Below are 25,178 nucleotides of genomic sequence, written 5' to 3' on the forward strand. Positions count from 1 at the left end.
ATGACAACCTTACAATTGAATTTAAAAGAACACGTGAACAATTAAACATATGAAACTAGATTTTCTATTAATTGGAGCCCAAAAATGTGCCACAACGTGGATGTACCACTGCCTAAATGAACACCCCGAATTATATGTGGGAGGAGGTAAAAACGAAACCTATTATTTTGGGGGAGACGTGTTCAATCAAAAAGGAATTGATTGGTTTGAAAGTCTTTTTGTAGAGGCTTATCCACATCAAAAACTAGGTAGTGCCTCTGTAGACTATATTTGGGATATCGATTCTGTAGAACTTGCCCACGAAAAATACCCGGATATAAAAATAATTGCAGTACTCCGAAATCCTATGGAGCGCACGATTTCGGCATTTTTTTGGTTAATGAGGAAGAACATCATTGAGGAGGGCTCCCTTGAAGAGGGCATTAGAAAAGCCATTGATGATTACAAATCGGGTGCTGATACGGTGTATTCAGAATTGATTCGACGAAGTTTGTACACCGACGCGATAATAAAGCTTCATGAGAATTTTGAAAAGGACAACATCAGACTGATTTTGTTCGATGATATTCAGAAAAAGCCAAAAGATACCCTCAATGAGATTTATTCATTTTTAGATGTTGCACCAAATTATGTTCCGTCCTCTTTAAAAAGAAAGCCCAAGGGCAATAGTTATTCTTCAACACTTGTTTATTTGGAGAGAAAAATGCCTGTGAATAAATTGACCACCAAGTTGTTGAATGGTATCAGTGAGTTGATTAAAATATCATCTAAAACAAAGAGCCCTGAGTTAAATCCAAAATTGACCGAAGAAATTTTAGAGATTTACAAAGGACATTTCGAAAGACTTTACGATTGGCTGGACAAAAATGGGTCCAACGAGAATAAGGCAATAAAAAGAGCAAAAAAAAGCTGGAAGTTGTAATGAGAAAAAAAAACACATTCATCATTGGGCACTATGGAGGAGATAATTTTGGCGATGAATTTATGCTTGAAGCACTACTCGAATATCTTAATCAGGTTGAAAATGTAGGGAAGATATTCATTGTAAATAAAAAAAGTGACTGTCAAAATAGTAGGGCAACTTATGTTTCACCAGGGTTTTTAAGTGTTTTAAAAGTTCTTTTACAAACCAAGATGCTAATTTTGGGCGGAGGAACACATTTCCACGACGACTACCATGAAAAACGATTGAGAAAGCACTATCTCTATTTAACGAAAATCCTCCTCATTTCTTTTTTATACAGATTAACTTTTAAAAAAGTATATTATTTAGGTGTGGGGTATGCTCCCTTAAAGTCCACCAAAATCAACAATTTTGCAAAACTATCCCTGTTACTTGCCCATCGTATAACCGTGAGAGACAAGGTTTCGTTACAGAATCTGCAACGTTTGAAACCGCGGTCCCAGACTTTAGGTTTGAGCCTCACATTTGATCTTGCATCACTTCATAAAGAAGTAGGCCGCGAGAACACAAAAGCAGATGGAATTTTAGGGATTTCCCTTACTTCTTTTGGTTTTTCATCCAACGCCAACAATGATATGATGTGGGGTAATCATATAATCCCCCAAATTGGATCTGCTTACAAAAGAACCCAAATATCCGTTCGGATATTCGTGTTCAGGGGAGGGTCTAGAGAATCGGATATCCCATTAAGCAAAAAATTACAAGAACATTTACTTGAAATTGACCCGAGCAGGGTTGAATTAATTGAATACACTGACAACACGGAAAAGTTTATAACTCCCTTGTCCGAATGTAATTATTTTATTGCCACACGGTATCATTCTGCAGTAATATCCTATTTGTTAGGGTGTAGACTGTTAATAATACCGTATCATCAGAAACTGATTGATATTGTGCAAATGATAGATCTTGACATGCATGCTGTAGTGGATTTGCAAAAACCGGAAACCTTTACACACAAACTAACGGAAATGCTGGCCAATGATGAAAAGTACCTTCCAAAAATATCACCATTGAAAAACAAGTGTCTTACCTTGCGTGAGATGAATGCCATTTTTTCCCAGGAAAATGTAAAATGAGACCATTTTAACCTTCAATAATGCCACAGGAAGAATTGAAAACCTAGTATGAAAACATGTAAACAAATCTTTTTTAGGCATTCTTTATTCAAGAATAGATGAACTGCATCCATATATTATATACCAGGACTTTTGGTGGCCCACACAACCAAGTTGTTCAATTGGCTTCAAAAAAGGATAATAGGCTACATATCATTGTCGCACCAAAAGGTATTTCCATATTTGAAAACATACATAATAACAAAGATATTTTTTATTGCCCCTTGAACTTGTGGAGGCCGACCAAAAGGAATATCCCAACGGTTGTGATAGCTCCGCTCCTTTTGATCTTCGATACGATAAGGCTGTCACTGAAGCTAAAAACCCATATAAATAAAGATACGGCGGTAATAAACTACGGTTCCCTATATTTTACGGGACTTGTGTTTGCCAAGGTAAAGGGTCTTAAAAGCATTTCGGAGATTCCCGGGCTGTTTACACCTAAACCTTTCAGAAAAATAGTGGGTAATGTACATAGAGTTCTTTCCGATAGGATGCTTTTTACAGGTGAAACGGTTGCCAATGCATATGGTCTTGAAATAAACGAATTCAATAAAGTATTTTTTCCTCCGGTACGAAAGGAAATCATTGCTAAACAAGACTTAAGAAAAGGCCCCCTTACAATTGGAACCCTAGGAAACAGAAATTGGCAGAAAGCCCATGAAAGATGTATCGATATTGCACAATATTTAAAAAGCAACAACATTGATTTTAATTGGGTAATACAGGGACGAGACTCCAAGGGTCAAGAAAATTATTACCAAAACAATGTCATAGACAAAGCCATTGAATTACATTTGAATGAAATTCACTTTGTTTCCGACATGTCCCCAGCCGAATTATTCTCACAAATAGACCTCTTTGTCCTAACCAGTAAAGTTGAAGGGGTACCCACCGTAATTCTCGAGTCTTGTGTAAACGGCATACCCACCATCAGCATATCTGTGGGGGCGGTTAAAGAGCTGATACCCGTTTTTGACCATTTAACGGTATTGCCCGACGCGGATGGCATAGCAAGCTATATAGCACAAAAAAGCGAAGAAATACTTGAAAGAAGAAAGGCTACTTTAGATTACTCCGATAAAATAAAGAAACTAGAACAAGTAAACACCTTATTCTTTAAACCACATTATGAAGCACTTGATTTTTAATTTGAATAGAACTTTTCTGGATAATGTGCTTAAAGGGGGACTTTATCCACCAAGGATACACTTGTTTCACCATTATTTTAAGGATGATAACAATTATCTTAAAGAATTTATAAGATTTGCCCAGAAAAAAGGCTATCTAATCAGAGGGTACAATTATGAGCAAAAGCCTGGTGAAAAGGTAATTTATTTAAGTTTTGATGATAATTACGAAACATGGCATAAAATGGCCCAAATGTTAAAGCAAGAAGATGCTTATTGTACTTTTTTCATCAATTTTGCACCTAACTTAATGGGCGAAGGCATCATGGATGCATACTACAACTCATTGGGCCTCCCAAATGGGAAACCAATAAGCCTTGAGCAAATATCTCAACTTATCGATGACGGATTTGACTTTGGGAACCACGGACTTTCCCATTTACCTTACAGCGAGCTGCGCCTATCTCACGTAAAGACCGATTTGGCATTGAACCAGTTTTTTTTCCAGAAACATTTCGGTCAAAAATTTACAACTGTGGCTTTTCCTTACGGTTCTATGAGATATTTTAAAAAGGTATGGATAGATGAAATCAACGTGGAATTCGGTACGATTTACGCAGGCCATCCATTGTTTCAATTCAAAAATGACAATAAAATTGTTTTCAGATCTCCATTATACATTGATGAGAGTTTTGAATTCAACATGAAAATACAAAGGGTCACACAGGTCAATCCAAAATATACCTTTGGTAAGAGTGTGATTGGCTGATGGAAGCAAATAGATTTTTAATAAAAAAGGTTGCAGTGCATAAAGAAGTAGAAATTTTAGGAGTAAGAATATTCGCAGGTAACATTGAAAATGCCGTGGAGATGCTTTTGTCCACAGATAAGGACACTTCAGAATCAAGATGTGTAAGCGCCACTGGAGCACACGGCTTGGTACATTCCAAAAGAAATAACGGATTTAAAAAAATTCTTGAATCCTTTTTTCTAAATCTTCCTGATGGGATGCCCTCGGCTTGGATAGGAAGACTTAAAGGAGCAAGTGAAATGCAGCGCTGTTATGGCCCTGATTTTTTTAAAGAGACCATGTTGACTTCGGCCGGATCTGGAATCACGCATTTTTTGTGTGGAGGAAGGGAAGGAGTGTCCGACCAATTAAAAGAAGTTTGCGAAACTCAATTTGGGGCAACCATTTCAGGGACATACTGCCCACCTTTCCTTGAGGTATCCGATTATGATTATTCTGCTATCGCCGAAAAAATTAATATTTCAGGAGCCAATATTGTATGGATAGGCCTCAGCACCCCCAAGCAAGAAGTTTTTGCTCACAACCTTGCCAAATTTACAAAAGTTAATTATATATGCTGTGTCGGTGCCGCCTTCGACTTTCACATTGGTAACGTGAAACAAGCCCCAGGATGGATACAAAAAATAGGTATGGAATGGTTCTTTCGGTTAATGATGGAGCCTAAAAGATTATGGAAAAGGTACTTTGAGATTGTGCCTCTTTTTATTTATTATAACTTTGTCGAGATAATTAAAGGAAATTTTAAAAAAAAGAAATGAAAAAAGCTTTAGTATGCGGGTCAGGAGGCTTTATTGGAGGACACCTGGTAAACCGTTTAAAACAAGAAGGATATTGGGTGCGTGGTGTTGACCTCAAAGATAATGAATATGGTAACAACAATGCAGACGAATTCATCATTGGGGACCTCAGGGATATCAATGTTGTCAAAAAAGTCGTAACAGAAGACCTAGACGAAGTATACCAGCTTGCGGCGGATATGGGTGGTGCAGGATTTGTTTTTACAGGGGATAATGATTCGGACATAATGCATAATTCCGCTTTGTGCAACCTTAATGTTTTGGAAGAGGTTAAGAATAAAGAAATAAAGAAAATCTTTTATTCTTCATCGGCGTGCATGTACCCAGAATACAACCAAATGGACCCGGATAACCCTAAATGCTCAGAGGATTCTGCATATCCAGCTGCCCCAGATAGCGAGTATGGCTGGGAGAAGCTATTTAGTGAACGACTGTACCTTACTTACCACAGAAACCACGGGATTGAAGTAAGAATTGCTCGTTTTCATAACATTTTTGGTCCTCAGGGCACTTGGGACGGAGGAAGGGAAAAAGCGCCCGCAGCACTTTGTAGAAAAGTAGCTGAGACTAAGGACAACGGACATATCGAAGTCTGGGGAGATGGCAAGCAGACACGTTCTTTCTTATTGGTGGATGAGTGCGTGGAAGGGGTAAGAAGACTTATGGAATCTGACTTCATTGGTCCCGTTAATATCGGTTCAGAAGAAATGATTTCCATTAACGACTACGCCAAGATGATTATAGATATATCAGGCAAGAACATCACCATAAAAAATATTGATGGACCAACTGGCGTCGCAGGAAGGAATTCGGATAACGCGCTGATTAGGGAAAAGCTTGGTTGGGTACCGTCAATGAGCCTCCGAGAAAGCACGGAGATTACGTACAAATGGATTTCAGAACAGGTAAAAAAAAGAAGCCTTGTCTAGTAAAATAAAAATATTTGAATACCTAGAAGATATCAAAGGTGAGCCAACAGCTCACCTTTCTGGGCTAAAAAGGGTTTTTCTAAACAATAGTGAAACCAATTCCAAACTCACCCAATTTGCTCATGGTAAATTCTTGCCCGGTGAAGTTTGTGAGCTGCATGCTCACCCAACAATGGACGAACTCTTTTATTTTATCAACGGAACAGGGGTTTATTTCATTGATGATCAGGAGATAGCATTGAAACCAGGAACTTTTCTTAGAATACCTGCAAAATCGGAACATAAGCTGATCAACAACGGGGAGAATAATCTGGAGTTTGTATATTTTGGTATAGCCCTTGATTAAAAATCTATTTAATCCTGTGACGATTTTTTAGCTTGGACTATATAGTTTAAGTAAAAACGAAAAACTTTGTTCGAACGCGAAAAAGCCAAGTAAAGTGTCCAACGGTAAAGCAGTCGCCAATGGCGGCCGAGTCATAGCTATTACTTCCTTTGGAAAAGGTTTTAGGGAAGCACTAAGAACATCCTATCAAAACATGGAAAAACTCCATTTTGATGGCATGTATTACCGAAAAGATCTAGGCTTCGATTTATAGATAAGAGTGTGAGCTGATGCTCTTATCTTCCTCACCGCTTTCGTTGAAAATTTTCAACTGGCCCATCCAATAGACCATGGCCACAAAGCCAATGATCATAAAGATCCAGTTAATGGTATTGGAGCCCCACCAGCTGTGCATAAAACGCAACGAATCCAGTGGTGCAAAAAGATAGTTTACAAATAAGTCCTCTATACCGTAAAAAAACTTGCTCATCTTGGCTATATTTACTTTACAAAAGTAGCAAAAGATAGGATGATTTCAAGCTTTTTCGGAAAAACTAAACCCATAAACTACATTGTTCTCGCCATCGTCCTGTTCCTTTTCTATTTTACCCACCTATTTTTCGGGCTTGGCGAACAAAAGATAAGCCAAATCATCGGACGCGAACTGGTATTGTTTACCGGACTTTTACTGGCTGTTTTTATCGTCAATCAAATCGTACGTACCGAGAAAGCAACGGAGTCCAACTCGTATGCCATGTTGTTTTTCCTATTGCTGATTATAAGTTTTTCCGACGAGCTCGTTCTTGACCAAGTCATTTTTGCCAACTTTTTTCTACTTCTGGCTTTTTGGAGAATATTGTCCGTAAAATCAACTAGGAACGTAAAGCACAAAATATTCGATGCCTCATTGTTGATTTCATTGGCCAGTTTGTTCTACGATTGGGCGCTTGCCTTTATGCTGCTCGTTTTTTTTGTGATCGGAGTCTATGATCGTAAAACGGTTAAAAACTGGTTGGTGCCTTTTTTGGGGATTGCCACTATATTTATGTTGACGTTCACGGTGCTCAAAGTCCAGGGGTCTTTGGAGTTTTTTGCGGAGCACTACCAATTTTCCTTAGGGCTGTTTACGACCAAATCCTTTTTTCAGGTACTCAATGTAAAAACATTGATTTATTTGATTTTGACCATCTTGGTTTCCATGTTGGTTTTCGTAAGGCTTCGAAACGTAAGTGGGGGAAAGCTGCTCCTACTTCGGATTGTATTTCTCATTTTTATATTGTCCACTGGGATCATGCTGTTTACACCGGCCGATGCATCCCCTGTTCTGATCACCTTTTTTCCCGCTGCCGTGTTCTTCACCAACTATTTTGAAGGTATCAAAAAAGAGAAGTTTCAAGAGATGGCACTTATGGGCAGCATTGTCTTGGCTTGCGCTCTTTTTGTCTTCCACCTGAACTAAATACACCATAAAGCAATATCTTTGAACAAATTTTAGATTATGTTCAGCGATTTTGCCTTCAATATCTTTCAAGAAAGTATAGAGACTTATCACATTAAGGACGATGTGAGCCAGACATTCACCAATCCGTACCCAAAAGATCAAATAGAACATTTGCTTTACCGGAAAAACTGGATAGATACTGTACAATGGCATTATGAAGACATTATCCGAGATCCTGAGATTGAACCAAAAGCCGCTCTGGAGCTGAAGCGGAAAATTGATGCGAGCAATCAGGATAGGACGGACTTGGTAGAGTATATTGATAGCTATTTTTTAAATAAATACCAATCAGTACAAGTAAAGGACAATGCCACCATCAACACAGAAAGTCCCGCTTGGGCCATAGACCGATTGTCCATTTTGGCATTGAAGATCTATCACATGCAAGAGGAGGTGAACCGTACTGATGCCTCGGCAGAGCACACCCAAAAGTGCAGTGAAAAGCTAGCGGTACTTCTGGAACAACGAAAAGATCTTTCTACGGCCATAGATCAATTGTTGGCCGATATCGAGGCTGGAAATAAGTACATGAAAGTCTACAAACAGATGAAAATGTACAACGACGAAGAGCTAAACCCAGTACTCCGTGGACAAAAAGGGTAAATACACCCATATATTGATCATCCGCTTGTCGGCCATGGGTGATGTGGCCATGACGATACCGGTAATCAAAGCCCTCTTGCAACAATATCCCCATCTTAAGCTCACCTTGCTTACCAAAAGAGCATTTGCTCCTATTTTTGATGGTCTGGATAACGTGCAAGTATATGCCGCTGATGTGAAAAACAGACACAAAGGATTAACGGGCCTATGGCGATTGTACAAGGAACTGAAACCTTTGGAAATTGATGCCGTTGCAGATTTGCACAATGTGCTGCGCAGTAGAATACTCAAAAAGTATTTTGCCCTGGAACGCATCCCTTTTGTTCAAATTGACAAAGGCAGGAAGGAGAAAAAAGCACTTACAAGGGCTAAAAACAAGGTTTTTGAACAACTTAAAACCACTCATGAACGCTATGCCGAGGTGTTTTCAAAACTAGGTTATCCAGTAGATTTAAGCTCCTCACCACCACTTGAAAGGCTTCCGCTTTCCCCCAAGGTACTGGATTTGGTACAGCAGGATACCAAGAAATGGGTGGGAATTGCCCCATTTGCGGCACATGAAGGGAAGATGTATCCTTTAGAATCAATGGAAACGGTAATTCAAGAATTAAATAATACCAATAAGTATAAAATATTGCTCTTTGGAGGAGGCGAGAAGGAAGTCACAGCATTGGAAGATATGGCCAACTCCTACGTTAATGCACTTTGTATGGCAGGCAAACTCCTATTGTCCGAAGAGCTTCAGCTCATTTCCAATTTGGATTTGATGTTGTCCATGGACAGTGGTAATGCGCATATGGCTGCGAATTATGGTATTCCTGTGGTGACGCTTTGGGGCGTGACCCACCCGTATGCAGGGTTTTATCCCTTTGGGCAGCCGATGGACAATGCTTTGACGGCCGACCGGGAAACCTATCCCTTGATTCCAACTTCTGTATACGGAAACAAGGTGCCCCAAGGCTATGAAAAAGCCATGCAAACCATTGAACCCACCGATGTGCTGAACAAGCTGTTTCAACTGTTGACAAAGGTTGATTAGAAATGAGATGCAAAGCATTGATCGAGAAATCCAGTGAAAAACTCAATGGTCAAGTTCAAGTTTCAAGTTCAAAGTTTAAGGTTTAACTTCAAAAGGTCATTTCTATCCTATTGGTGTTAATTCGTGTAATTAGTGTCAATTGCCGACTCTCAACACGAAACACGCAACACGAAACTTCCGACTCCCGATAGATTTCTCACTTCGTTTCGAAATGACATCTTATCCAGCATTTAAGGTTTACTGCCCGCAGCCAATAACCAAATCTATTTTCTATGGTCTTTCCTCTCCTGAGTCTTGATTCTTGGTTCTTGGCTCCCCACTAAACTAAGTTCTCGATACATTTTTTGCCTCATTTTTTCAAAAACCGCCAAAAAACACTCGAAATGACATCCTAACTCACAACTCGCAACCCGAAACCCATAACTCGTAATTTACCACTCCCGACTCCAAAATCCCATTCCCAACCCCCAAAATCCAACCCCCTAAAAAAAATCCGTCAGATCAGAAGCACCATCCGTCAGATCGGAAGGGGCATCCGTCAGATCGTACCCTTTTGTAAACCCAAAATACCGCATCTTGCTCCTTATTTATCTAAAATCTAATTAGTATGACATTAAGAAAATTGTTATGGTCGCTCCTGGCCATTACCGTATTGTGGTCCTGTAGCAAGGACGACGGACCTAGCACTCCAACACCTGCTGGAGCGCCCACCATTGCCAACTTTACGCCCGATTCTGGGCCAGTGGGCACTGAGATTACCATTACCGGTACCAACTTTAGCACTACCGTGGCGAGCAACACCGTGAAAATTGGAACCGCTACAGCTACCGTTACCACTGCCACCGCCACCCAACTTAAGGCCACCGTGCCCACAGGCGCCACAACGGCCAAGGTGACCGTGACCGTGGACGGAAAGACCGCAACAAGCACCAAGGACTTTACCGTGACCACTACAGGTGGGGTAGACCCGACCAACGAAGCCCCGACAGCTGAGGACCAAAACTTTGAAGTGGCCGAGGACCAGAACGTGGAGGGAACCTTAGAGGCCAGCGACCCTGAAGGGGACGAATTGACCTTTGCCCTGGTGACCGACGAGAGCGAGCTCTTCCAAGTGGCCGAAAATGGCGAGATCACTTTGGCCGATGGCAAGAAGCTCGACTATGAGACTGCCACCGAGCACACCCTGACCGTAAGCGTGAGCGACGGCACCAACGTGCCCGTGGAGTTTACCGTGACCGTTACCGTGACCAATGTAATCGAAAGCCTATTTGAAGACCCGGCCTCCTTTATTATGAAGTTTGATGTGGCCTCTGGCCAAGAATTGACAATAGGAGCCAACCCCAACTATGAATATAACTACATAATTGATTGGGGCGATAACAGTGAACCTGAAAACCGCACAACCAATGCCAGTCCCTCACATTTCTATGGAAGCGGAGGAACCTACCTTGTAGCCATAAAAGGTACTTTTCCTGCACTGAGTATGAAATCGGCAGATGGTAATAGCCAAGATGCTTTGGTTGATGTGACTCAATGGGGTACACAAAAATGGCAAAGTATGGCAGATGCATTTTATTATTGCGAGAACTTGGAAGCATTCAGTGCAACGGACAAGCCAGATTTGTCCGAAGTTACCAGTATGAGCCACACGTTTTACGGTGCCACTAATTTCAATGGCAATGTGGACAATTGGGACACCAGTAATGTGACCACCATGGTTTATACCTTTGGAAGGGCTTATTCTTTTAATCAGCCTGTAAACTGGGATATCAGTAACGTTACCGATATAAGTTTAATGTTTAGTGAAGCCACTGTTTTTAATCAGCCCTTGAATTGGAATACAAGCAAGGTAACCAAAATGTATGCTGTATTTAGTAGGACAAGTGCTTTCAATCAAGATATCAGCAATTGGGATACGAGTAACGTAACAGATATGAGTGCTATGTTCCGTAACGCACTTGCCTTTAATCAAAACATAAGTAATTGGGATACCAGCAGTGTAACAGATATGGGCTCCATGTTCTCCGTGGATGAAGGATTATCTGCCGCCTTCAACCAACCTTTGGTCCAAACCGGTGGTGGGTGGAACACAAGCAACGTAACAGATATGAGCTATATGTTCGACGGGGCTACCAACTTTGACCAAAGTTTGGGCTCATGGGATATTGGTAGCGCTCAAGATATGGGCTATATGCTCGATAATTGTGGGATGAGCCCAGAGAATTATAGTGAAACTTTGATAGGCTGGGGAAGTCAAGGAAATATTTTTATCCCTAATAATATTACGCTTGGGGCAAATGGTCTATCTTTTTGCAGCAATAATGACGATGCCGTCTACTTTAGAAATGTTGCCTTAATAGGCAATAACAGTTGGACAATTCTCGATGAAAACGGAGTAAATTGCCCATAACACCCACCTAAACACCATTTTGTCCTACTCCCATACAGGGCAAGTAGAGCCACCGGCGGCCTTCGGGTTTCCGGTGGTTTTCTTTGTGCTGAACTTGTTTCAGTATTATTCCGCAAGATTGCTGAGCGCAGTCGAAGCATGATGCGGAATCTTTTTTTGTGGTGAGTAGGTCGCTTCGGCTCATTTCGACTCATTTCGACTTCGCTCAATGGCCACCGCTCAATGACCGCCGCTCAGCGACCCAAACTCTCATTACGAACGGTTGCCGGGCCGTCATTCCGTGCCTGACACGGAATCCCATCTGAGTGAGACGCTGAAACAAGTTCAGCGTGACGATAAAAGGTCATTTCGACATGAGGCACGAAGTGACGATGAGAAATCTGTTTTCAAAGCTCAAGTTCAAGGTTTTGGGTTATGGGTTATGGGTTAAAGGTAATTTTTTCGGAATTCGTAGCGATTGGTCTTTTGGATGGCTCGACTGCAAATCCACCACTGCCCACTGCCCACTGCTGACTGACTTCCGACTCCCGATAGATTTCTCAACTTCCCCCTCGACTGCGCTCGGGGTGACAGTTCGAAATGACAAAGAACCCCATTGGCGCCAATTCGTGAAATTCGTGTCGACTGCCCACTGCCAACTGCTGCCTGACTTCCGACTCACAAAAGATTTCTCACTTTGTTTCGAAATGACACCCTAAATCCTGTCTTCCGACTTCGGTCTTCGGACTTCCAACTGCCCATCAAACCAAGTCTATTTTCTATGGTCTTTTCGCTTCTGAGTCTTGGCTCTTGGTTCCTGGCTCCTCACTGAACTAAGTTCTCGATACATTTTTGCCTCGTTTTTTTTCAAAAACCGCCAAAAAACACTCGAACTGACAAAGAACCCTATTCGTGCCAATTCGTGAAATTAGTGTCAACTGCCAACTGCCGACTGACTCCCGATAGATTTCTCACATTCGTTCGAAATGACATCTTAAATCCTGAATTCGGACTTCCGACTTCTGACTCCCACAAAGATTTCTCGACTACCCCTTCGACTCATTTCGACTCCGCTCAATGACCATCGCTCGGGGTGACAGCTCGAAATGACAAAGAACCCTATTCGTGCTCATTCGTGAAATTAGTGTCAACTGTCCGCTGACTTCAGACTGCTCGTAGATTTCTCGACTGCCCCTTCGACTGCGCTCAGGGTGACAGCTCGAAATGACACCCTAAATCCTGTCTTCCGACTTCCGACTTCCAACCGCCCACCAAATCAAGTCTATTTTCTATTGTCTTTTCTCTCCTGAGTCTTGATTCTTGGTTCTTGGCTCCTCACTGAACTAGGTTCTCGATACATTTTTTGACTCCTTTTTTCAAAAACTCATCAAAAAACACTCGAACTGACATCTTAATAAGAAACCCGAAACCCCTAACTCTAAACTTAGGACTTCCGACTCCAAAATCCCATTCCCAACCCCCAAAATCCAACCCCCTAAAAAAATCCGTCAGATCGGAAGGGCCATCCGTCAGATCAGAAAGGGCATCCGTCAGATCGTACCAAATTATTCTTCCTATTTGTACCAACTTCTCCAAAATTCAGAAACAAAAGGAGGGTTTTCATATGGAAGAATTTCAACACATCATCATCACGCGGTTCAATTTAAGGAACCATCAATGGACCAATCGCACCAAAAACAACACACCCATTTTAACGGAGTCTTGGCTAGAGGATCGTTTTGATTTATTTGAGAACTTTTGTTTTCTATCGGTCAGGAACCAAACCAACACCAATTTTCAATGGTGGGTGTTTTTTGATACCGAAACACCAATGCGTTTTAGGGAGCGCATAAGCGAATTCGAACGGAGATTCCACCGCTTCACAGCGGTATTTGTGGATGGGATGGATGCTTTTTTGCCCGAAGTTCAAGAAAGGTTGGCGTTGTGTAAAGCACCATACATTATGACCAGCAGATTGGACAACGATGATTGCTTGCACAAAGATTATGTTCAAGTGGTGCAGCAACAGTTTGCCCATCAAACATACTTGGCTTTGGATATTATTGACGGGTTTACCTTGCAAGTGCAGCCCGAAGTACGACTAGGGTACCGAAGACATTTGTACAATCCGTTCATTACGCTGATCGAGGTGAATATGAATGCCAAATCGGTTTGGGACCGGACGCACAGTGACTGGAAAAAGGAAAAGCGACTTAAACGTATCAAAGGGGAAAGGTTGTGGATGTCGGTAATCCATCATGACAACAAAGTGAACGAATATCATGGCTTTGGTACTCCCGATTTTGACAATACTTTAATGGATTTCGGCATTAGGGGCGCAAAGAAGAGCGAACTGCGAGAACGCCTTACCTACTCCAAAAGGCTCAGTTTTAAATATTGGTGCGAGGCCATACTTTACAATGGATTCAAAGACTTCAAAAAAACAATAGGTCTATACTATTATAAATAGTTTCATCACTATAAACCAAAACGCAAAGTCAAAAACTTAGTTTATGAATCCTAACAACCGTCAACGAATAACTAAAATTGGGAATATGCTCTTGGAAGGACCATTGTCCATCATCCACAAAGCGAGTGGCGACTGGCTCAAAAAAGATTTCCAATTGATACTGCACCAGCCAAAATCTGGTACATTGAAATCCTATTCGATTTGGAGCGATGATACCTGGAACAAGGAAGCTGATTTTTTATCTCCAATGATACGAACGGTGATCTGGGACAGACAAAAGGACATGGAACACCTTAGAAAATCTGAAGATTTAAACTTTCCAAGTATCGATGTGGCTTTAGGAACCATCAAAACTGAAAAATTTAAAGGGTTAAACGAAACTTTTATCAAACTTCAACATTTGATTATTACACGCCCTGGCTACATTCCTTTCCGTATATCTACCGAGCGAGATGCTCCCCTGCTGAATGTAAAGGCTGATAAGGAGTTTTTGCACTACTCTTTATACTTTAATAATGGTGGGCAAACTTTTGAACTGAAATCCAGTGGAAATTTAGACCAGCCTTTGGTAGTCGATTTGATGGACATAGCAACACAGCTGAGCGAATCCATGCAATTAATTGATCCTTCTCCTTGGAAAGAGCGATATACTGGAATCACCAAAGCATCATTGGATGATGATGGCCTTGATTGGGACTATCAACATCGATTTTGAGGGTAACGCCCAAAGCAGCTACGCAACCGTACCCTGACAACTGCTCCCAGCTCCGGCCGTACATCCATAGCAATGCTGTGAAATCACAATCTCACGATTGTTCAACAGGTCATCGTTGTAATCTTTGATATGTTTGACCTTGCTCGCCACTTTAAGGTCCAGCATCTGATTGAAATCACAATCATACAACCAGCCGTCCCAACTAACGGAAATGGTGTTGGTACACATCACATTTTCCACGGCGGCAGGATTGTAGGCTTCCACTAATGAGTACATGTAATCTTCGTAATTGTCCGATGCGATAAGGTAGTCCAAAAAGCGCGAAATGGGCAAGTTGGTAATGGCGAACAGGTTGTGGAAGTCGATATCAAAATCTTCTTTTAAAGCCTTTTTAAAATCCCGTTCCATCGCCGCTTGGTCGGACGGCAAAAATGCCCCGGAAGGATTGTACACCAGGTCCAAACGCAAATCGCAATCAGGTTTGCCATAGCCCACTTCGTTGAGCATTTGGAGTGCTTTTATGGATTTGTCGAAAACCCCATCCCCCCGTTGCTTGTCCGTTTTTCCTCGGGTATAGTGCGGCATGGAAGAAACCACATGTACGTTGTGTTTTTTGAAGAACTCCGGCAAATCATGGTATTTTTTGTTCGCCAGAATAATGGTGAGATTGGACCGAACGATAAAGTCTTGGATGCCCGCTTTGGACGCTTCCTCCACGAACCACCTAAAATCGGGGTTCATTTCGGGGGCTCCTCCGGTCAAATCCAAGGTGTGTGCCCCAGTATTTCGAATCACCTCAAGGCACTGTTCCATGGTTTCCCGGGTCATGATTTCCTTTCGGTCGGGCCCGGCATCCACATGGCAGTGGGCACAAACCTGATTGCACATATACCCCACATTGATCTGGAGTACTTCCAACGTTTTGGGTTTTAGGGGAAATTGGCCCGATTCGGCAATCTTATCCTTAAAATAGGGCAGTTCACCACTCGAAAACAACTCCCCATTCAGCACTTCCAATTGCTTTTGGGTGTTCGCGAGCTCATCTTCCCTGGCTTTAAGGGACTTTTTGGCTGCTTTTTTTATATCTGTGAGTATGCTTTGCGTCATGCTATAGGTTATCTAATCATTTTAGGAAAAGTTCATTTTCCTTCCGATACATTGATGTTCAATACTAGGGGACTTTCCATGATAAGCGAAGTAAGCCGAAACTACATCGAAAGCTTTTCGTACTTGTTCATCATTTGTACTCCATGAACGAGTGTCGCTCCGCTCTCAATGGCAGCCCCCGCATGAACGGCTTCCATCATTTCTTCTTTGGTAATGCCTCGCTGCAGCCCGTCTTTGGTGTATGCATCAATGCAATACGGACATTTCACCACATGCGCTACTGCTAGGGCAATAAGTGATTTTTCGCGGGCACTCAAGGCGCCTTCTTCAAAAACCTTTCCGTAGTAATCAAAAAACTTCTTGCCAAGTTCCTCGCTCCACTCTGTAATGTTTCCAAATTTTCTCAGGTCCGCTGGGTCATAATAGGAGTTCGCCATGTTTTTCTGGATTTGATGTTTTTGATTAAACATACAACAAATATCACTATTGAATTAGGTCGAAAGGATTTGCGAATGATTACACTTATCGGCATAAAATTGTCTCTGAGTCCATAAACAATTGTTTTGTAGTTGATTATAAGTGATCAGAAGCAAAAAGAGCGGCAAATGCCGCTCTTTTCCTAACTCAAAAATTAACAAAGATCTTTAGTTACGGAAGCACAACAGTGTCCACAACATGAATCACACCATTCGATTGGTTGACATCTGCAATGGTGACGGTGGAAACGTTTCCAGAACCGTCCTTGATCATGATCATGTCGTTTTCCATCATGGCAGTGAGCTTGGTTCCGTTTACCGTAGTAAGTTCGGCCATGCCTTTTCCTTTTTTGATCCATTTCATTAAATCCTTTGCACTGTATTTACCAGCTACTACGTGATAGGTAAGGACTGCTTGCAATTTGGATTTGTTTTCTGGCTTCAACAGGGTGGCCACGGTTCCTTCGGGCAGTTTATCAAAAGCGCTGTTGGTAGGGGCAAATACGGTAAAAGGCCCATCGCCTTGAAGGGTCTCCACCAATCCGGCCGCTTTAACGGCAGCGACCAAAGTAGTATGGTCTTTGGAGTTCACGGCATTGGAAACAATGTCCTTGCTCGGGTACATGGGCGCACCACCAACCATTTTGGTCTGTGCGGATACATGGGTTACGGCCATCAAGCCAATACAAGAAAATAATAAGGTAATTGTTTTAAAAGATTTCATGTGATGTAATTTTTAGTTTATACACACACTTACGGAGTTTTGGCAGGGGTGGTTTGGTTTTTTTTGATGTGGATGTTGTTTTTAATCGAAATACAACGATATGGCAACCTTGGCATTCCATCAAAATAGTACCTTTACACCTACAACCAATTGATGTAATAAACAGATGCTCAAGGATAAATCCATAGGCTTGGTACTTTCTGGCGGTGGCGTTCGTGGAATGGCACATATTGGGCTTATCAAGGCCCTGCGGGAACACCAAATTGAAGCCAACGTAGTGGCCGGAACCAGTATTGGGGCCTTGGTTGGGGCGCTGTATGCCAATGACAACTCCGTGGAGGATATGCTCAAGTTCTTTAAGGAGACGCCGCTATTTCAGTACAGTTTTTTTGCCATCAACAAACCAGGCTTTATCGATACCGAACGATATTTCAGTATTTTCAAGGATTTTTTTCCCGATGATAGCTTTAAAAGTTTGAAACGCCCACTTTTTGTGGTGGCCACGGACCTGTTAAAAGGCAACGAAAAGGTATTCTACGACGGAGAGCTCATCAAACCATTATTGGCGTCGGCAGCATTACCGCCTGTATTCAGTCCGGTTACCATTGATGATGTGCTCTATGCGGATGGTGGCATCATGAACAATTTCCCAAAGGAATATGTGGACAACCTTACGGATTTTATCATTGGAAGTAATGTTTCCATAACCGCTCCCTTGCAGAAAAAGGACCTCAGAAATTCATTTCAGCTTACGGCCAGGGTCACCAGTTTGATGATTCACGCCTCCAACCACGAAAAATTAAGGCAATGCGACCTGTTTATAGAACCCAAAGAATTAGATGCCATTGGGGTGCTCGATAAAAAGGGTATTGAGAACGCCTTTAAAATTGGGTATGACCAAGGCAGCAGGGCATTGGAAAAAATGATGCCCCAAACTTCTTAGTGTAATAATCCAGTTTTATACGTCGTCGTAATCGATTTTGATCTTGGCACTTATGGGGTGCGATTGACAGGTAAGCACAAACCCTTCTTCAATCTCGCTGTCCGTTAAGATCTGGTTTTTTACCATCTCCACTTTTCCTTCGGTAAGGCGAGCAATGCAGCTGCTACAAACACCACCTTGACATGAATAAGGCGCATCGATATCTTGTTTTAGCACCGCATCGAGTACCAGTTCCTTTTTGTCCATAACAAAGGTAAAGGTCTCGTCGTCCACAAGTACTTCTACCTGTGTTTTGCCTTCCAGTTCTTCGGCCAACTCATCTTCCGTATCCGAACTGGTGAACAGTTCAAAATGGATTTTGTTCTCGGAAATGCCATTCTCATTTAAGGTGTTAGACACCTGATTGATCATCTCCTCGGGTCCACACAAGTAAAAGGCATCGAATGCAGTTTCTTTGAATTTGTTCTTTAAAACAAAGTTTACCGTTGATTTTTCAATACGTCCAAATAGGGCGCCTTCCTCGCTCGACCTACTGAACACATATTGCACAAAAAGACGGTCACCATAACGCTCCTTTAGGGATTGGATGGTTTTGAAGTACATGGTCTCCTCAGGCGTCTGGTTTCCGAACACCAAAACAAAGCGATTATCTGGATGGCTCTCCAAAACGGTTTGCGTAATGCTCATAATAGGAGTGATTCCGCTACCGGCAGCAAAGGCAGCTATGGTTTGTGGGTCTTGGGAGTCGAACACAAAACGTCCCTCTGGCACCATGACTTCCAAGGTGTCCCCAGCCTTCAGTTGTTCGTTGGCATAAACAGAAAACGTTCCGCCTTCCATTTTTTTGATGCCGACCGTTAATTTTCCCGATGAGGGCGCGGAAGAAATGGAGTAGGCCCTACGAAGTTCCTTTCCGTTGACTTCGTGTTTTAGGGTAATATATTGTCCGGCTTTAAAAGTAAACGCTTCTTTAAGGTGCTCCGGAATGTCAAAAGTGAGGGCTACGGCATTGGGGGTCAATTGGTCTACCGCAGTTATTTGTAAGGCATGAAATTGGCTCATGTATAAATTTTTGCTGCAAAATTAAGCATTACACTCCTTTTGAACAGCTATTTTTACAAAAAGCATTTCCACTGTGTAACAAATCCGATAAATTAGATACCAACAAAAAAAATACACCGACCATGATCAAACATTTTATTGGGCTCCAGTGGAAGTCATTTTTTAGATTGGCAACCTTCAAGACCGAAATATGGTTCAAGATCTTGATGGCTTTGGGGGCATTGTACTTCATCGCCCTGTTCTTGGGAATGGGTGTTGGGGCCTTTTTTATCATCGAGAAAATGGGAATCGGCGATCCATTAAGGGTCATCAACCGTTTTATGATCTATTATTTGGCATTCGACCTCGTATTCCGGTACATGCTGCAAAAAATGCCGGTTACGAACATCAAACCCTTGTTGTACTTGCCCATCAGCAAAAGTAAAGTGGTCCATTTTTCCCTCGGAAAAACGGCCATTTCTTTCTTCAATGTGGCCCACGCCTTTTTCTTTGTACCGTTCAGTATTGTTTTGATCGCCCAAGGATACCCTGCCATTCAGGTTATTGGGTGGCACTTGGCGATGATGGCGTTGCTCTATTGCAACAACTTTATCAATGTGATGGTGAACAACCAAAATGCTGTTTTTTATGTGTTCGCGGCCCTCTTCATCCTGGCTGGTGCATCGCAATACTATCAATGGTTCGATATTACCTTTTACACCCAACCCATTTTCGACTTTTTCTACGATCTGCCCTGGACGACGATTATCCCTTGGATGGTTTTGGCAGTCTTGTACTATGGTGCCTTTGCCTATTTCAAAAAGCACATGTATTTGGATGGCGGACTGGCCAAAAAACATACCGAAGCCAAGACCGAAAACCTGGAATGGTTGGACCGCTTCGGGAATTTGGGCACCTTCCTCAAGAATGACATCAAACTGATCAAGCGGAACAAACGCTCACGCTCGGCGGTAATAGCAGGATTCTTCTTTATTTTTTACGGACTGCTCTTTTTTACCAATGCCATCGAAGTCTACGACGGGCCTTTCTGGAAAATCTTCGCAGGTATTTTTGTAACGGGAGGGTTCCTGTTCAGTTTTGGGCAGTACGTGCCCAGTTGGGACAGTAGCTACTATCCGCTGATGATGAGCCAAAACATCAAGTATCGGGAATACCTTTCCTCCAAATGGTATTTGGTGATTATTGCGACTATTATCTCTACTTTTCTTGCCACGTTTTACCTCTACTTTGGATGGGAAGCCTACGCCGCAGTACTGGTGGGAGGCATCTATAACATTGGGATAAACAGTTACCTGGTGCTTTGGGGAGGGGCTTATGTAAAAACGCCCATTGAGCTTACCTCGAACAAGAAAGCCTTTGGCGACAAGCAGGCCTTTAATGCCAAGACGCTGTTGCTCACCTTGCCCAAATTGGTGCTGCCCATAGCTATTTATGCCATTGGCCACTTTTTGATCAACCCTACGGCAGGGTACATCTTTGTAGCCGTGTTCGGCATACTCGGATTTGCTTTCAAAAACAAGGTATTTACCATGATCGAGGGCATTTACAAAAAGGAAAAGTACAAGACACTACAAGCATACAAACAGAAATAAAAAACCATTAACAGAAAAATACATGATCACAGTTCATAATTTGACCAAGACCTACGGAGACAAAACCGTTTTGAACATTGACCATTTAGAAATTCCCAAAGGACAGAGCTTTGGCCTTGTTGGCAACAACGGGGCGGGGAAAACAACCCTGTTCAGTATTTTGTTGGATTTGATACAGCCATCTACCGGTCATATCATCAATAAAGACATACGGGTGGACGAGAGCGAAGCATGGAAGCCCTTTACCTCTGCCTTTGTTGATGAGACCTTTTTGATCGGGTACCTTACTCCCGAAGAGTACTTTTACTTTATCGGCGAACTGCGCGGAAGGAACAAAGCGGATGTGGATGCCTTATTGGCCAATTTTGATGACTTTTTCCACGGAGAAATCCTCAACCAGAAAAAATACCTTAGGGACCTTTCCAAAGGAAACCAAAAAAAGGTGGGCATTGTGGCCAGCTTTATAGGTAACCCCGAGGTGGTGATTTTGGACGAACCCTTTGCCAACTTGGACCCGACAACCCAAATTCGTTTAAAGGGAATCATAAAAGATTTGGCAGCAAAAGAGGGCGTTACCGTACTGGTTTCCAGTCATGATTTGATCCACGTTACCGAAGTTTGCCAGCGTATTGTGGTGCTCCATAAAGGTGAGATTGTGAAAGATCTTCACACCTCTGCGGAAACCATGAAGGAATTGGAAGCTTTCTTTGCAGGTTGAGGTTTTAAATAGGTTCCGCCAAATTCTTGCATTTTATCGATAAGCCTTATAATAATCCGCTCATTTTTGAGTTTAAGGTTACACAAGATTATCGATAATTTTGAAGCTTCATCACACATTTTTGGGCCTATTGGTTTTGGGAGGACTTGCATTTAATGCCTGTTCCACTCAAAAGGACAAGTTCATCAACCGAAATTGGCACGCCCTCAACACCGAGTACAACACTTTGTACAACGGAAATTTGGCCTTTCAAAAAGGGCTGGATGAAATCAATTCGACCTATCGGGATGATTATTGGGAAATACTGCCCGTAGAGCGCCTAAAAGTGACCGATGAGGTAAAACTGGACTCCGAGGACAACAACCCCAACTTTCTTATTGCGGAGGAAAAGGCTACCAAGGCTATCCAAAAGCACAGTATGGACATTAAGGACGAAGAGCGAAACCCGCAAATTGATGAGGCCTTTTTGCTTTTGGGAAAATCCCGCTACTTTGACCAGCGTTATATTCCTGCTTTGGAATCCTTCAACTATATCCTGAGAAAATATAGCAAAAGCGACAAGCTGAACGAAGCGACGATCTGGCGAGAGAAAACCAATATGCGTTTGGATAATCCCGAGGTGGCCATCAAAAATCTAAAGCGACTTTTTAAGTACGAAAAACTCAAGGATCAGGAGTATGCCGACGCCAACGCAGTTATGGCCCAATGCTATATCAACCTGAATGCTCCCGACACCGCTATTCAAAAATTGAAAATATCCCAGGCCTACACCAAAAAGAATCCGGAAAAAGGAAGGTATTTGTTCATCATAGGTCAGTTATACGACCAGTTGGGGCATAAGGACAGTGCCAACTACGCCTACAATAAAGTCATTGAACTCAACCGCAAATCCCCCAGGGTGTACATAATCAATGCGCATCTCAAAAAAATACAGAACATAGAACTTACCGAAGGCAACAGGGAGGAAATGTTGGAATACCTCACCGAACTCGAAGAGAATCGGGAGAATCGCCCCTTTTTGGACAAGATTTATCGCCAAGTGGCCGAATTTCATATGGCTTACGAAGAGGATAGTCTTGGATTGGCATACTACAACAAATCCATTCAGGCAACCCAAGGCGAACGCAAGTTGAATGCCCTCAACTATCAAAGTCTGGCCGATTATTATTTTGACAAGGATGAATACCGAATGGCGGGCTCCTACTACGACAGCACTTTGACCAACTTGAACGAGAACACCCGCAAGCACCGAAACATCAAAAAGAAGTTGGACAACCTTGAGGATGTGATCAAATATGAGGACATTGTGCAGCATGCCGATAGTGTGATTACCTTATATCAAATGCCAATCGCGGACCGTACGGCCTATTTTGAGGACTACATAGCCGAAATGAAGCGGAAGGAAGAAGCGGCTGCCGAAAAAGAGAGGGAGCGCACCACCGCCGGCTTCGCTACTTTTGCCAACAGCAAAGGTGGCAAGGAGAACCAAGGCAAGTTCTACTTTTACAATATTACCAGTTTGGGCAATGGCAGAAACGATTTTAGGACACGATGGGGTACCCGGACTTTAGAAGACGACTGGCGATGGAGCAATAAAACCAAAATATCCATTTCGGAGGCTACCGGGGAGGTGGTTGCCGGTAATGATGAGGTACTTACCGAAGACCAAAAATATTCTGTTGACTTTTACTTGGAGCAAGTTCCTACGGATGTTGCTGTAATAGATAGTTTAAAAGGCGAGCGCAACTTTGCCAACTATCAATTGGGTTTGATTTATAAGGAAAAGTTCAAGGACAACATGTTGGCCGCCGCCAAATTGGAGCGGGTGCTGTCGTCAAATCCCGAAGAGCGGTTGATTTTGCCCTCCAAATACAATTTGTACAAGATTTATGAGGAAACGGGTAGTCCGCTGGCAGTGAACATGAAGCAGAACATCATTGCCAATCATCCCGATACGCGCTACGCGGAAATTTTGTTGAACCCACAGGCGGTACTGGACGGGGATACGGATAGCCCCGATGCCCGATATGCAGCCCTGTTCAAAAAGTACCAAGAACAGGAATTTTTGAACGTGATCACCCAGTCGGAGGAATACATCAATAAATTTACCGGCGATCCCATTGTACCCAAGTTTGAAATGCTGAAAGCGAACGCCATTGGACGTTTGCAAGGTTTTGAGCCGTTTAAGGAAGCCTTGAACTATGTGGCACTGACCTACCCCAACAACCCCGAAGGCAAAAAGGCCGAGCAAATGGTGGAGGAGCAGCTGCCTAAACTGGAGAACAAGGAGTTTTCCCCAGAAACCGGTTCCACTGGCGCGGGCAACTGGAAAGTAGTTTTCCCGTTCAAGATCAGAAACGATGAAAATGCCACCAAGCTCAAAAACCGATTGGAAAAAGCCATCAAGGAGCTGAACTATAAAAACATTGTTTCCAAGGACATCTATAATTTGGAAGATGAATTTGTAGTGGTACACGGTTTCCCTTCGCAAGACTTTGCCTTGGGCTTCGCGGAGCTCATAAAAAACAATAGGGACTATCTGATTAAAGATGAGAATTTTGTAGTTTTATCGGATAATTATAAAATCATACAGGTCCACAAGAACTTAGAATCATACAAAGCACAATTTTAACCCCAAAACCCTAGAACACAATGTTTTCTGACAACAAAAAACCCCGGCCTATGAATGAATTTGGCGGACAGCCCAACAGAATCGAGAAGAACACTAAAATTAAGGGTGACATCACCTCCGAGGCCGACTTCAGGATAGACGGTAAGTTGGAAGGCAATGTGACCACCTCCGGTAAAGTGGTCATTGGAAAGGATGGCTACATCAACGGTAAGGTAGAGTGCGTGAACGCAGATATCGAAGGAAGGTTCAACGGAGAACTTATGGTAAAGGACCTGTTGTCGTTGAAATCCTCCGCCACGATCGAGGGTACGGTAACGGTAGCCAAATTGGCGGTAGAACCCGGTGCCACCTTTAATGCGGCGTGCACCATGGGCAAAGGAGCTTCGGCTTCGCCCAAAATGCAGTCAACCAGCAAAAATGAGCCAGCAAAAGCCTCCTAAGAAAGACTACAACAAAACACTCAATACAGCCGCCCGTTTGTCTGGTTCTGCCATTCAAATGGGCGTTGTTATTTATTTGGGCGTTTGGGGAGGCAAATGGTTGGATGGCCATTTTGGGACTGAAAAAGTATTCTTGCCCATTTGTACCATTTTGGCCGTGGCGATTTCTATATATTTGGTCCTCCAACAAATCAAAAAAATCAACGATTGAAGCAAAGGGCTTATCCAATTCTTTTTACCTCCATCCTCCTTTTGGGCCTATGGGCACTGTTCTTTCTTCAATCATGGGTTTTGGAAGACCGGGGATACGAGCTTTCGTCCCTGCAGCTCACAAAAAGCTATGTGCTCAATGCGGTTATGGCGCTCATTGTTTTTTATGCGATTTATATTTTTCGCAATAAATATCGCGACTTGTTGGGATTCTTTTTTCTAGGAGGAAGCCTTGTAAAGTTTGCGCTTTTCTTCATTTTTCTATATCCTGTATCCCATCAAGATGGTATCTTGGAGCAATTGGAGTTCCTTGTCTTTTTTGTCCCATATGGATTTGCACTGATATTGGAAACCTTCTTTTTGGTGAAACTGCTTAATACTGTGTGACAAAGCCCCAAAACAGACCTGAAAAATTCAATAAAAAAATAATACTGGAAAAAGCTTTTTTCTTTTGAAGGAGGAATGTATTTTTGCACCAATTTT

Annotated in this window: 25 protein-coding genes and 1 pseudogene; 21 read left to right on the forward strand and 5 right to left on the reverse strand. The window is 42.5% G+C overall.

Features of this window, described 5'->3' with window-relative positions; all coding sequences use genetic code 11:
- Positions 1-49: 49 nt before the first annotated feature.
- The 8 genes and pseudogenes from RBB12_RS02745 to RBB12_RS02780 all read left to right on the forward strand — a co-directional run.
- Complete coding sequence (locus tag RBB12_RS02745) at positions 50-922, forward strand: sulfotransferase family protein (RefSeq protein ID WP_306012705.1); 873 nt, start codon at positions 50-52, stop codon at positions 920-922.
- Positions 922-2,043, forward strand: coding sequence for a polysaccharide pyruvyl transferase family protein (locus RBB12_RS02750; RefSeq protein WP_306012706.1), 1,122 nt, complete (start codon positions 922-924; stop codon positions 2,041-2,043). The genes RBB12_RS02745 and RBB12_RS02750 overlap by 1 nt, the downstream gene beginning before the upstream one ends.
- 98 nt (positions 2,044-2,141) lie before the next feature.
- Positions 2,142-3,233, forward strand: coding sequence for a glycosyltransferase (locus tag RBB12_RS02755; protein ID WP_306012707.1), 1,092 nt, complete (start codon positions 2,142-2,144; stop codon positions 3,231-3,233).
- The gene (locus tag RBB12_RS02760; RefSeq protein WP_306012708.1) at positions 3,214-3,981 is read left to right on the forward strand and encodes a polysaccharide deacetylase family protein; all 768 of its coding nucleotides are present in this window, start codon (positions 3,214-3,216) and stop codon (positions 3,979-3,981) included. The genes RBB12_RS02755 and RBB12_RS02760 overlap by 20 nt, the downstream gene beginning before the upstream one ends.
- Positions 3,981-4,781, forward strand: coding sequence for a WecB/TagA/CpsF family glycosyltransferase (locus RBB12_RS02765; RefSeq protein WP_306012709.1), 801 nt, complete (start codon positions 3,981-3,983; stop codon positions 4,779-4,781). Before RBB12_RS02760 ends, RBB12_RS02765 begins: the two co-directional genes overlap by 1 nt.
- A complete protein-coding gene (locus RBB12_RS02770; protein ID WP_306012710.1) occupies positions 4,778-5,749 on the forward strand; it encodes an NAD-dependent epimerase/dehydratase family protein in 972 nt (323 codons plus the stop codon). Before RBB12_RS02765 ends, RBB12_RS02770 begins: the two co-directional genes overlap by 4 nt.
- The gene (locus RBB12_RS02775; protein WP_306012711.1) at positions 5,742-6,095 is read left to right on the forward strand and encodes a cupin domain-containing protein; all 354 of its coding nucleotides are present in this window, start codon (positions 5,742-5,744) and stop codon (positions 6,093-6,095) included. The genes RBB12_RS02770 and RBB12_RS02775 overlap by 8 nt, the downstream gene beginning before the upstream one ends.
- Before the next feature lie 100 nt (positions 6,096-6,195).
- Positions 6,196-6,348, forward strand: a pseudogene (locus tag RBB12_RS02780) (phosphoribosylglycinamide synthetase C domain-containing protein); the annotation flags it as partial.
- Here RBB12_RS02780 and RBB12_RS02785 read toward each other — a convergent pair.
- Positions 6,343-6,564 (reverse strand): DUF6341 family protein, encoded by a 222-nt coding sequence (locus RBB12_RS02785; protein WP_179383268.1) that lies wholly within the window; start codon positions 6,562-6,564, stop codon positions 6,343-6,345. The pseudogene RBB12_RS02780 and the gene RBB12_RS02785 overlap by 6 nt on opposite strands.
- Before the next feature lie 39 nt (positions 6,565-6,603).
- Between RBB12_RS02785 and RBB12_RS02790 the strand changes: the two genes are divergently transcribed.
- From RBB12_RS02790 to RBB12_RS02815, 6 genes are all read left to right on the forward strand, one after another.
- Entirely contained in the window at positions 6,604-7,533 is a 930-nt protein-coding gene (locus RBB12_RS02790; protein ID WP_306012712.1) for a DUF6427 family protein, read from the forward strand.
- A gap of 39 nt (positions 7,534-7,572) precedes the next feature.
- Positions 7,573-8,178 carry a DUF4254 domain-containing protein gene (locus RBB12_RS02795; RefSeq protein WP_306012713.1) on the forward strand — a complete coding sequence of 202 codons (606 nt, stop codon included), beginning with the start codon at positions 7,573-7,575 and terminating at the stop codon, positions 8,176-8,178.
- On the forward strand, positions 8,162-9,217 hold the full coding sequence (locus RBB12_RS02800) for a glycosyltransferase family 9 protein (RefSeq protein ID WP_306012714.1): 1,056 nt from the start codon (positions 8,162-8,164) through the stop codon (positions 9,215-9,217). Before RBB12_RS02795 ends, RBB12_RS02800 begins: the two co-directional genes overlap by 17 nt.
- A gap of 607 nt (positions 9,218-9,824) precedes the next feature.
- Positions 9,825-11,627, forward strand: a complete 1,803-nt coding sequence (locus RBB12_RS02805; protein WP_306012715.1) for a BspA family leucine-rich repeat surface protein — start codon at positions 9,825-9,827, stop codon at positions 11,625-11,627.
- A gap of 1,603 nt (positions 11,628-13,230) precedes the next feature.
- The gene (locus RBB12_RS02810) at positions 13,231-14,076 is read left to right on the forward strand and encodes a glycosyltransferase (protein WP_306012716.1); all 846 of its coding nucleotides are present in this window, start codon (positions 13,231-13,233) and stop codon (positions 14,074-14,076) included.
- Between the two features lie 43 nt (positions 14,077-14,119).
- On the forward strand, positions 14,120-14,791 hold the full coding sequence (locus RBB12_RS02815; RefSeq protein WP_306012717.1) for a hypothetical protein: 672 nt from the start codon (positions 14,120-14,122) through the stop codon (positions 14,789-14,791).
- Between the two features lie 18 nt (positions 14,792-14,809).
- Here RBB12_RS02815 and arsS read toward each other — a convergent pair whose 3' ends face one another.
- From arsS to RBB12_RS02830, 3 genes are all read right to left on the reverse strand, one after another.
- Positions 14,810-15,898 (reverse strand): arsenosugar biosynthesis radical SAM (seleno)protein ArsS, encoded by a 1,089-nt coding sequence (arsS, locus tag RBB12_RS02820; protein WP_306012718.1) that lies wholly within the window; start codon positions 15,896-15,898, stop codon positions 14,810-14,812.
- 101 nt (positions 15,899-15,999) lie between these two features.
- Positions 16,000-16,335, reverse strand: a complete 336-nt coding sequence (locus RBB12_RS02825) for an arsenosugar biosynthesis-associated peroxidase-like protein (RefSeq protein ID WP_179383275.1) — start codon at positions 16,333-16,335, stop codon at positions 16,000-16,002.
- A 211-nt stretch (positions 16,336-16,546) separates the two neighbouring features.
- On the reverse strand, positions 16,547-17,098 hold the full coding sequence (locus tag RBB12_RS02830) for a fasciclin domain-containing protein (protein ID WP_306012719.1): 552 nt from the start codon (positions 17,096-17,098) through the stop codon (positions 16,547-16,549).
- A 166-nt stretch (positions 17,099-17,264) separates the two neighbouring features.
- Here RBB12_RS02830 and RBB12_RS02835 point away from each other — a divergent pair, with 166 nt between their 5' ends.
- On the forward strand, positions 17,265-18,041 hold the full coding sequence (locus tag RBB12_RS02835) for a patatin-like phospholipase family protein (RefSeq protein ID WP_306012720.1): 777 nt from the start codon (positions 17,265-17,267) through the stop codon (positions 18,039-18,041).
- Between the two features lie 15 nt (positions 18,042-18,056).
- Here RBB12_RS02835 and RBB12_RS02840 read toward each other — a convergent pair whose 3' ends face one another.
- Positions 18,057-19,103 carry a ferredoxin--NADP reductase gene (locus tag RBB12_RS02840; RefSeq protein WP_306012721.1) on the reverse strand — a complete coding sequence of 349 codons (1,047 nt, stop codon included), beginning with the start codon at positions 19,101-19,103 and terminating at the stop codon, positions 18,057-18,059.
- Between the two features lie 122 nt (positions 19,104-19,225).
- Between RBB12_RS02840 and RBB12_RS02845 the strand changes: the two genes are divergently transcribed.
- The 6 genes from RBB12_RS02845 (at position 19,226) to RBB12_RS02870 (ending at position 25,082) form a co-directional block, all read left to right on the forward strand.
- Positions 19,226-20,695 carry a DUF5687 family protein gene (locus RBB12_RS02845; RefSeq protein WP_306012722.1) on the forward strand — a complete coding sequence of 490 codons (1,470 nt, stop codon included), beginning with the start codon at positions 19,226-19,228 and terminating at the stop codon, positions 20,693-20,695.
- A gap of 22 nt (positions 20,696-20,717) precedes the next feature.
- Positions 20,718-21,413 carry an ABC transporter ATP-binding protein gene (locus tag RBB12_RS02850; protein ID WP_293281365.1) on the forward strand — a complete coding sequence of 232 codons (696 nt, stop codon included), beginning with the start codon at positions 20,718-20,720 and terminating at the stop codon, positions 21,411-21,413.
- 100 nt (positions 21,414-21,513) lie between these two features.
- The gene (locus RBB12_RS02855) at positions 21,514-24,045 is read left to right on the forward strand and encodes a hypothetical protein (RefSeq protein ID WP_306012723.1); all 2,532 of its coding nucleotides are present in this window, start codon (positions 21,514-21,516) and stop codon (positions 24,043-24,045) included.
- Between the two features lie 20 nt (positions 24,046-24,065).
- Positions 24,066-24,485, forward strand: a complete 420-nt coding sequence (locus RBB12_RS02860; RefSeq protein WP_306012724.1) for a polymer-forming cytoskeletal protein — start codon at positions 24,066-24,068, stop codon at positions 24,483-24,485.
- A complete protein-coding gene (locus RBB12_RS02865) occupies positions 24,463-24,696 on the forward strand; it encodes an AtpZ/AtpI family protein (RefSeq protein WP_179383282.1) in 234 nt (77 codons plus the stop codon). The genes RBB12_RS02860 and RBB12_RS02865 overlap by 23 nt, the downstream gene beginning before the upstream one ends.
- Positions 24,693-25,082, forward strand: coding sequence for a hypothetical protein (locus tag RBB12_RS02870; RefSeq protein WP_306012725.1), 390 nt, complete (start codon positions 24,693-24,695; stop codon positions 25,080-25,082). Before RBB12_RS02865 ends, RBB12_RS02870 begins: the two co-directional genes overlap by 4 nt.
- The last annotated feature ends 96 nt before the right edge of the window (positions 25,083-25,178 follow it).

The organism is Allomuricauda sp. MMSF_3307 (assembly GCF_030733585.1).
Taxonomy (GTDB): Bacteria; Bacteroidota; Bacteroidia; order Flavobacteriales; family Flavobacteriaceae; genus Flagellimonas.

Bases quoted from the DNA above. Each gene is read 5' to 3' on its own strand.
- RBB12_RS02745 (WP_306012705.1), top strand. From the start codon at position 50: ATGAAACTAGATTTTCTATTAATTGGAGCCCAAAAATGTGCCACAACG.
- RBB12_RS02750 (WP_306012706.1), top strand. From the start codon at position 922: ATGAGAAAAAAAAACACATTCATCATTGGGCACTATGGAGGAGATAAT.
- RBB12_RS02755 (WP_306012707.1), top strand. From the start codon at position 2,142: ATGAACTGCATCCATATATTATATACCAGGACTTTTGGTGGCCCACAC.
- RBB12_RS02760 (WP_306012708.1), top strand. From the start codon at position 3,214: ATGAAGCACTTGATTTTTAATTTGAATAGAACTTTTCTGGATAATGTG.
- RBB12_RS02765 (WP_306012709.1), top strand. From the start codon at position 3,981: ATGGAAGCAAATAGATTTTTAATAAAAAAGGTTGCAGTGCATAAAGAA.
- RBB12_RS02770 (WP_306012710.1), top strand. From the start codon at position 4,778: ATGAAAAAAGCTTTAGTATGCGGGTCAGGAGGCTTTATTGGAGGACAC.
- RBB12_RS02785 (WP_179383268.1), bottom strand. From the start codon at position 6,564: ATGAGCAAGTTTTTTTACGGTATAGAGGACTTATTTGTAAACTATCTT.
- RBB12_RS02790 (WP_306012712.1), top strand. From the start codon at position 6,604: ATGATTTCAAGCTTTTTCGGAAAAACTAAACCCATAAACTACATTGTT.
- RBB12_RS02795 (WP_306012713.1), top strand. From the start codon at position 7,573: ATGTTCAGCGATTTTGCCTTCAATATCTTTCAAGAAAGTATAGAGACT.
- RBB12_RS02805 (WP_306012715.1), top strand. From the start codon at position 9,825: ATGACATTAAGAAAATTGTTATGGTCGCTCCTGGCCATTACCGTATTG.
- RBB12_RS02810 (WP_306012716.1), top strand. From the start codon at position 13,231: ATGGAAGAATTTCAACACATCATCATCACGCGGTTCAATTTAAGGAAC.
- RBB12_RS02815 (WP_306012717.1), top strand. From the start codon at position 14,120: ATGAATCCTAACAACCGTCAACGAATAACTAAAATTGGGAATATGCTC.
- arsS (WP_306012718.1), bottom strand. From the start codon at position 15,898: ATGACGCAAAGCATACTCACAGATATAAAAAAAGCAGCCAAAAAGTCC.
- RBB12_RS02825 (WP_179383275.1), bottom strand. From the start codon at position 16,335: ATGGCGAACTCCTATTATGACCCAGCGGACCTGAGAAAATTTGGAAAC.
- RBB12_RS02830 (WP_306012719.1), bottom strand. From the start codon at position 17,098: ATGAAATCTTTTAAAACAATTACCTTATTATTTTCTTGTATTGGCTTG.
- RBB12_RS02835 (WP_306012720.1), top strand. From the start codon at position 17,265: ATGCTCAAGGATAAATCCATAGGCTTGGTACTTTCTGGCGGTGGCGTT.
- RBB12_RS02840 (WP_306012721.1), bottom strand. From the start codon at position 19,103: ATGAGCCAATTTCATGCCTTACAAATAACTGCGGTAGACCAATTGACC.
- RBB12_RS02845 (WP_306012722.1), top strand. From the start codon at position 19,226: ATGATCAAACATTTTATTGGGCTCCAGTGGAAGTCATTTTTTAGATTG.
- RBB12_RS02850 (WP_293281365.1), top strand. From the start codon at position 20,718: ATGATCACAGTTCATAATTTGACCAAGACCTACGGAGACAAAACCGTT.
- RBB12_RS02860 (WP_306012724.1), top strand. From the start codon at position 24,066: ATGTTTTCTGACAACAAAAAACCCCGGCCTATGAATGAATTTGGCGGA.
- RBB12_RS02865 (WP_179383282.1), top strand. From the start codon at position 24,463: ATGAGCCAGCAAAAGCCTCCTAAGAAAGACTACAACAAAACACTCAAT.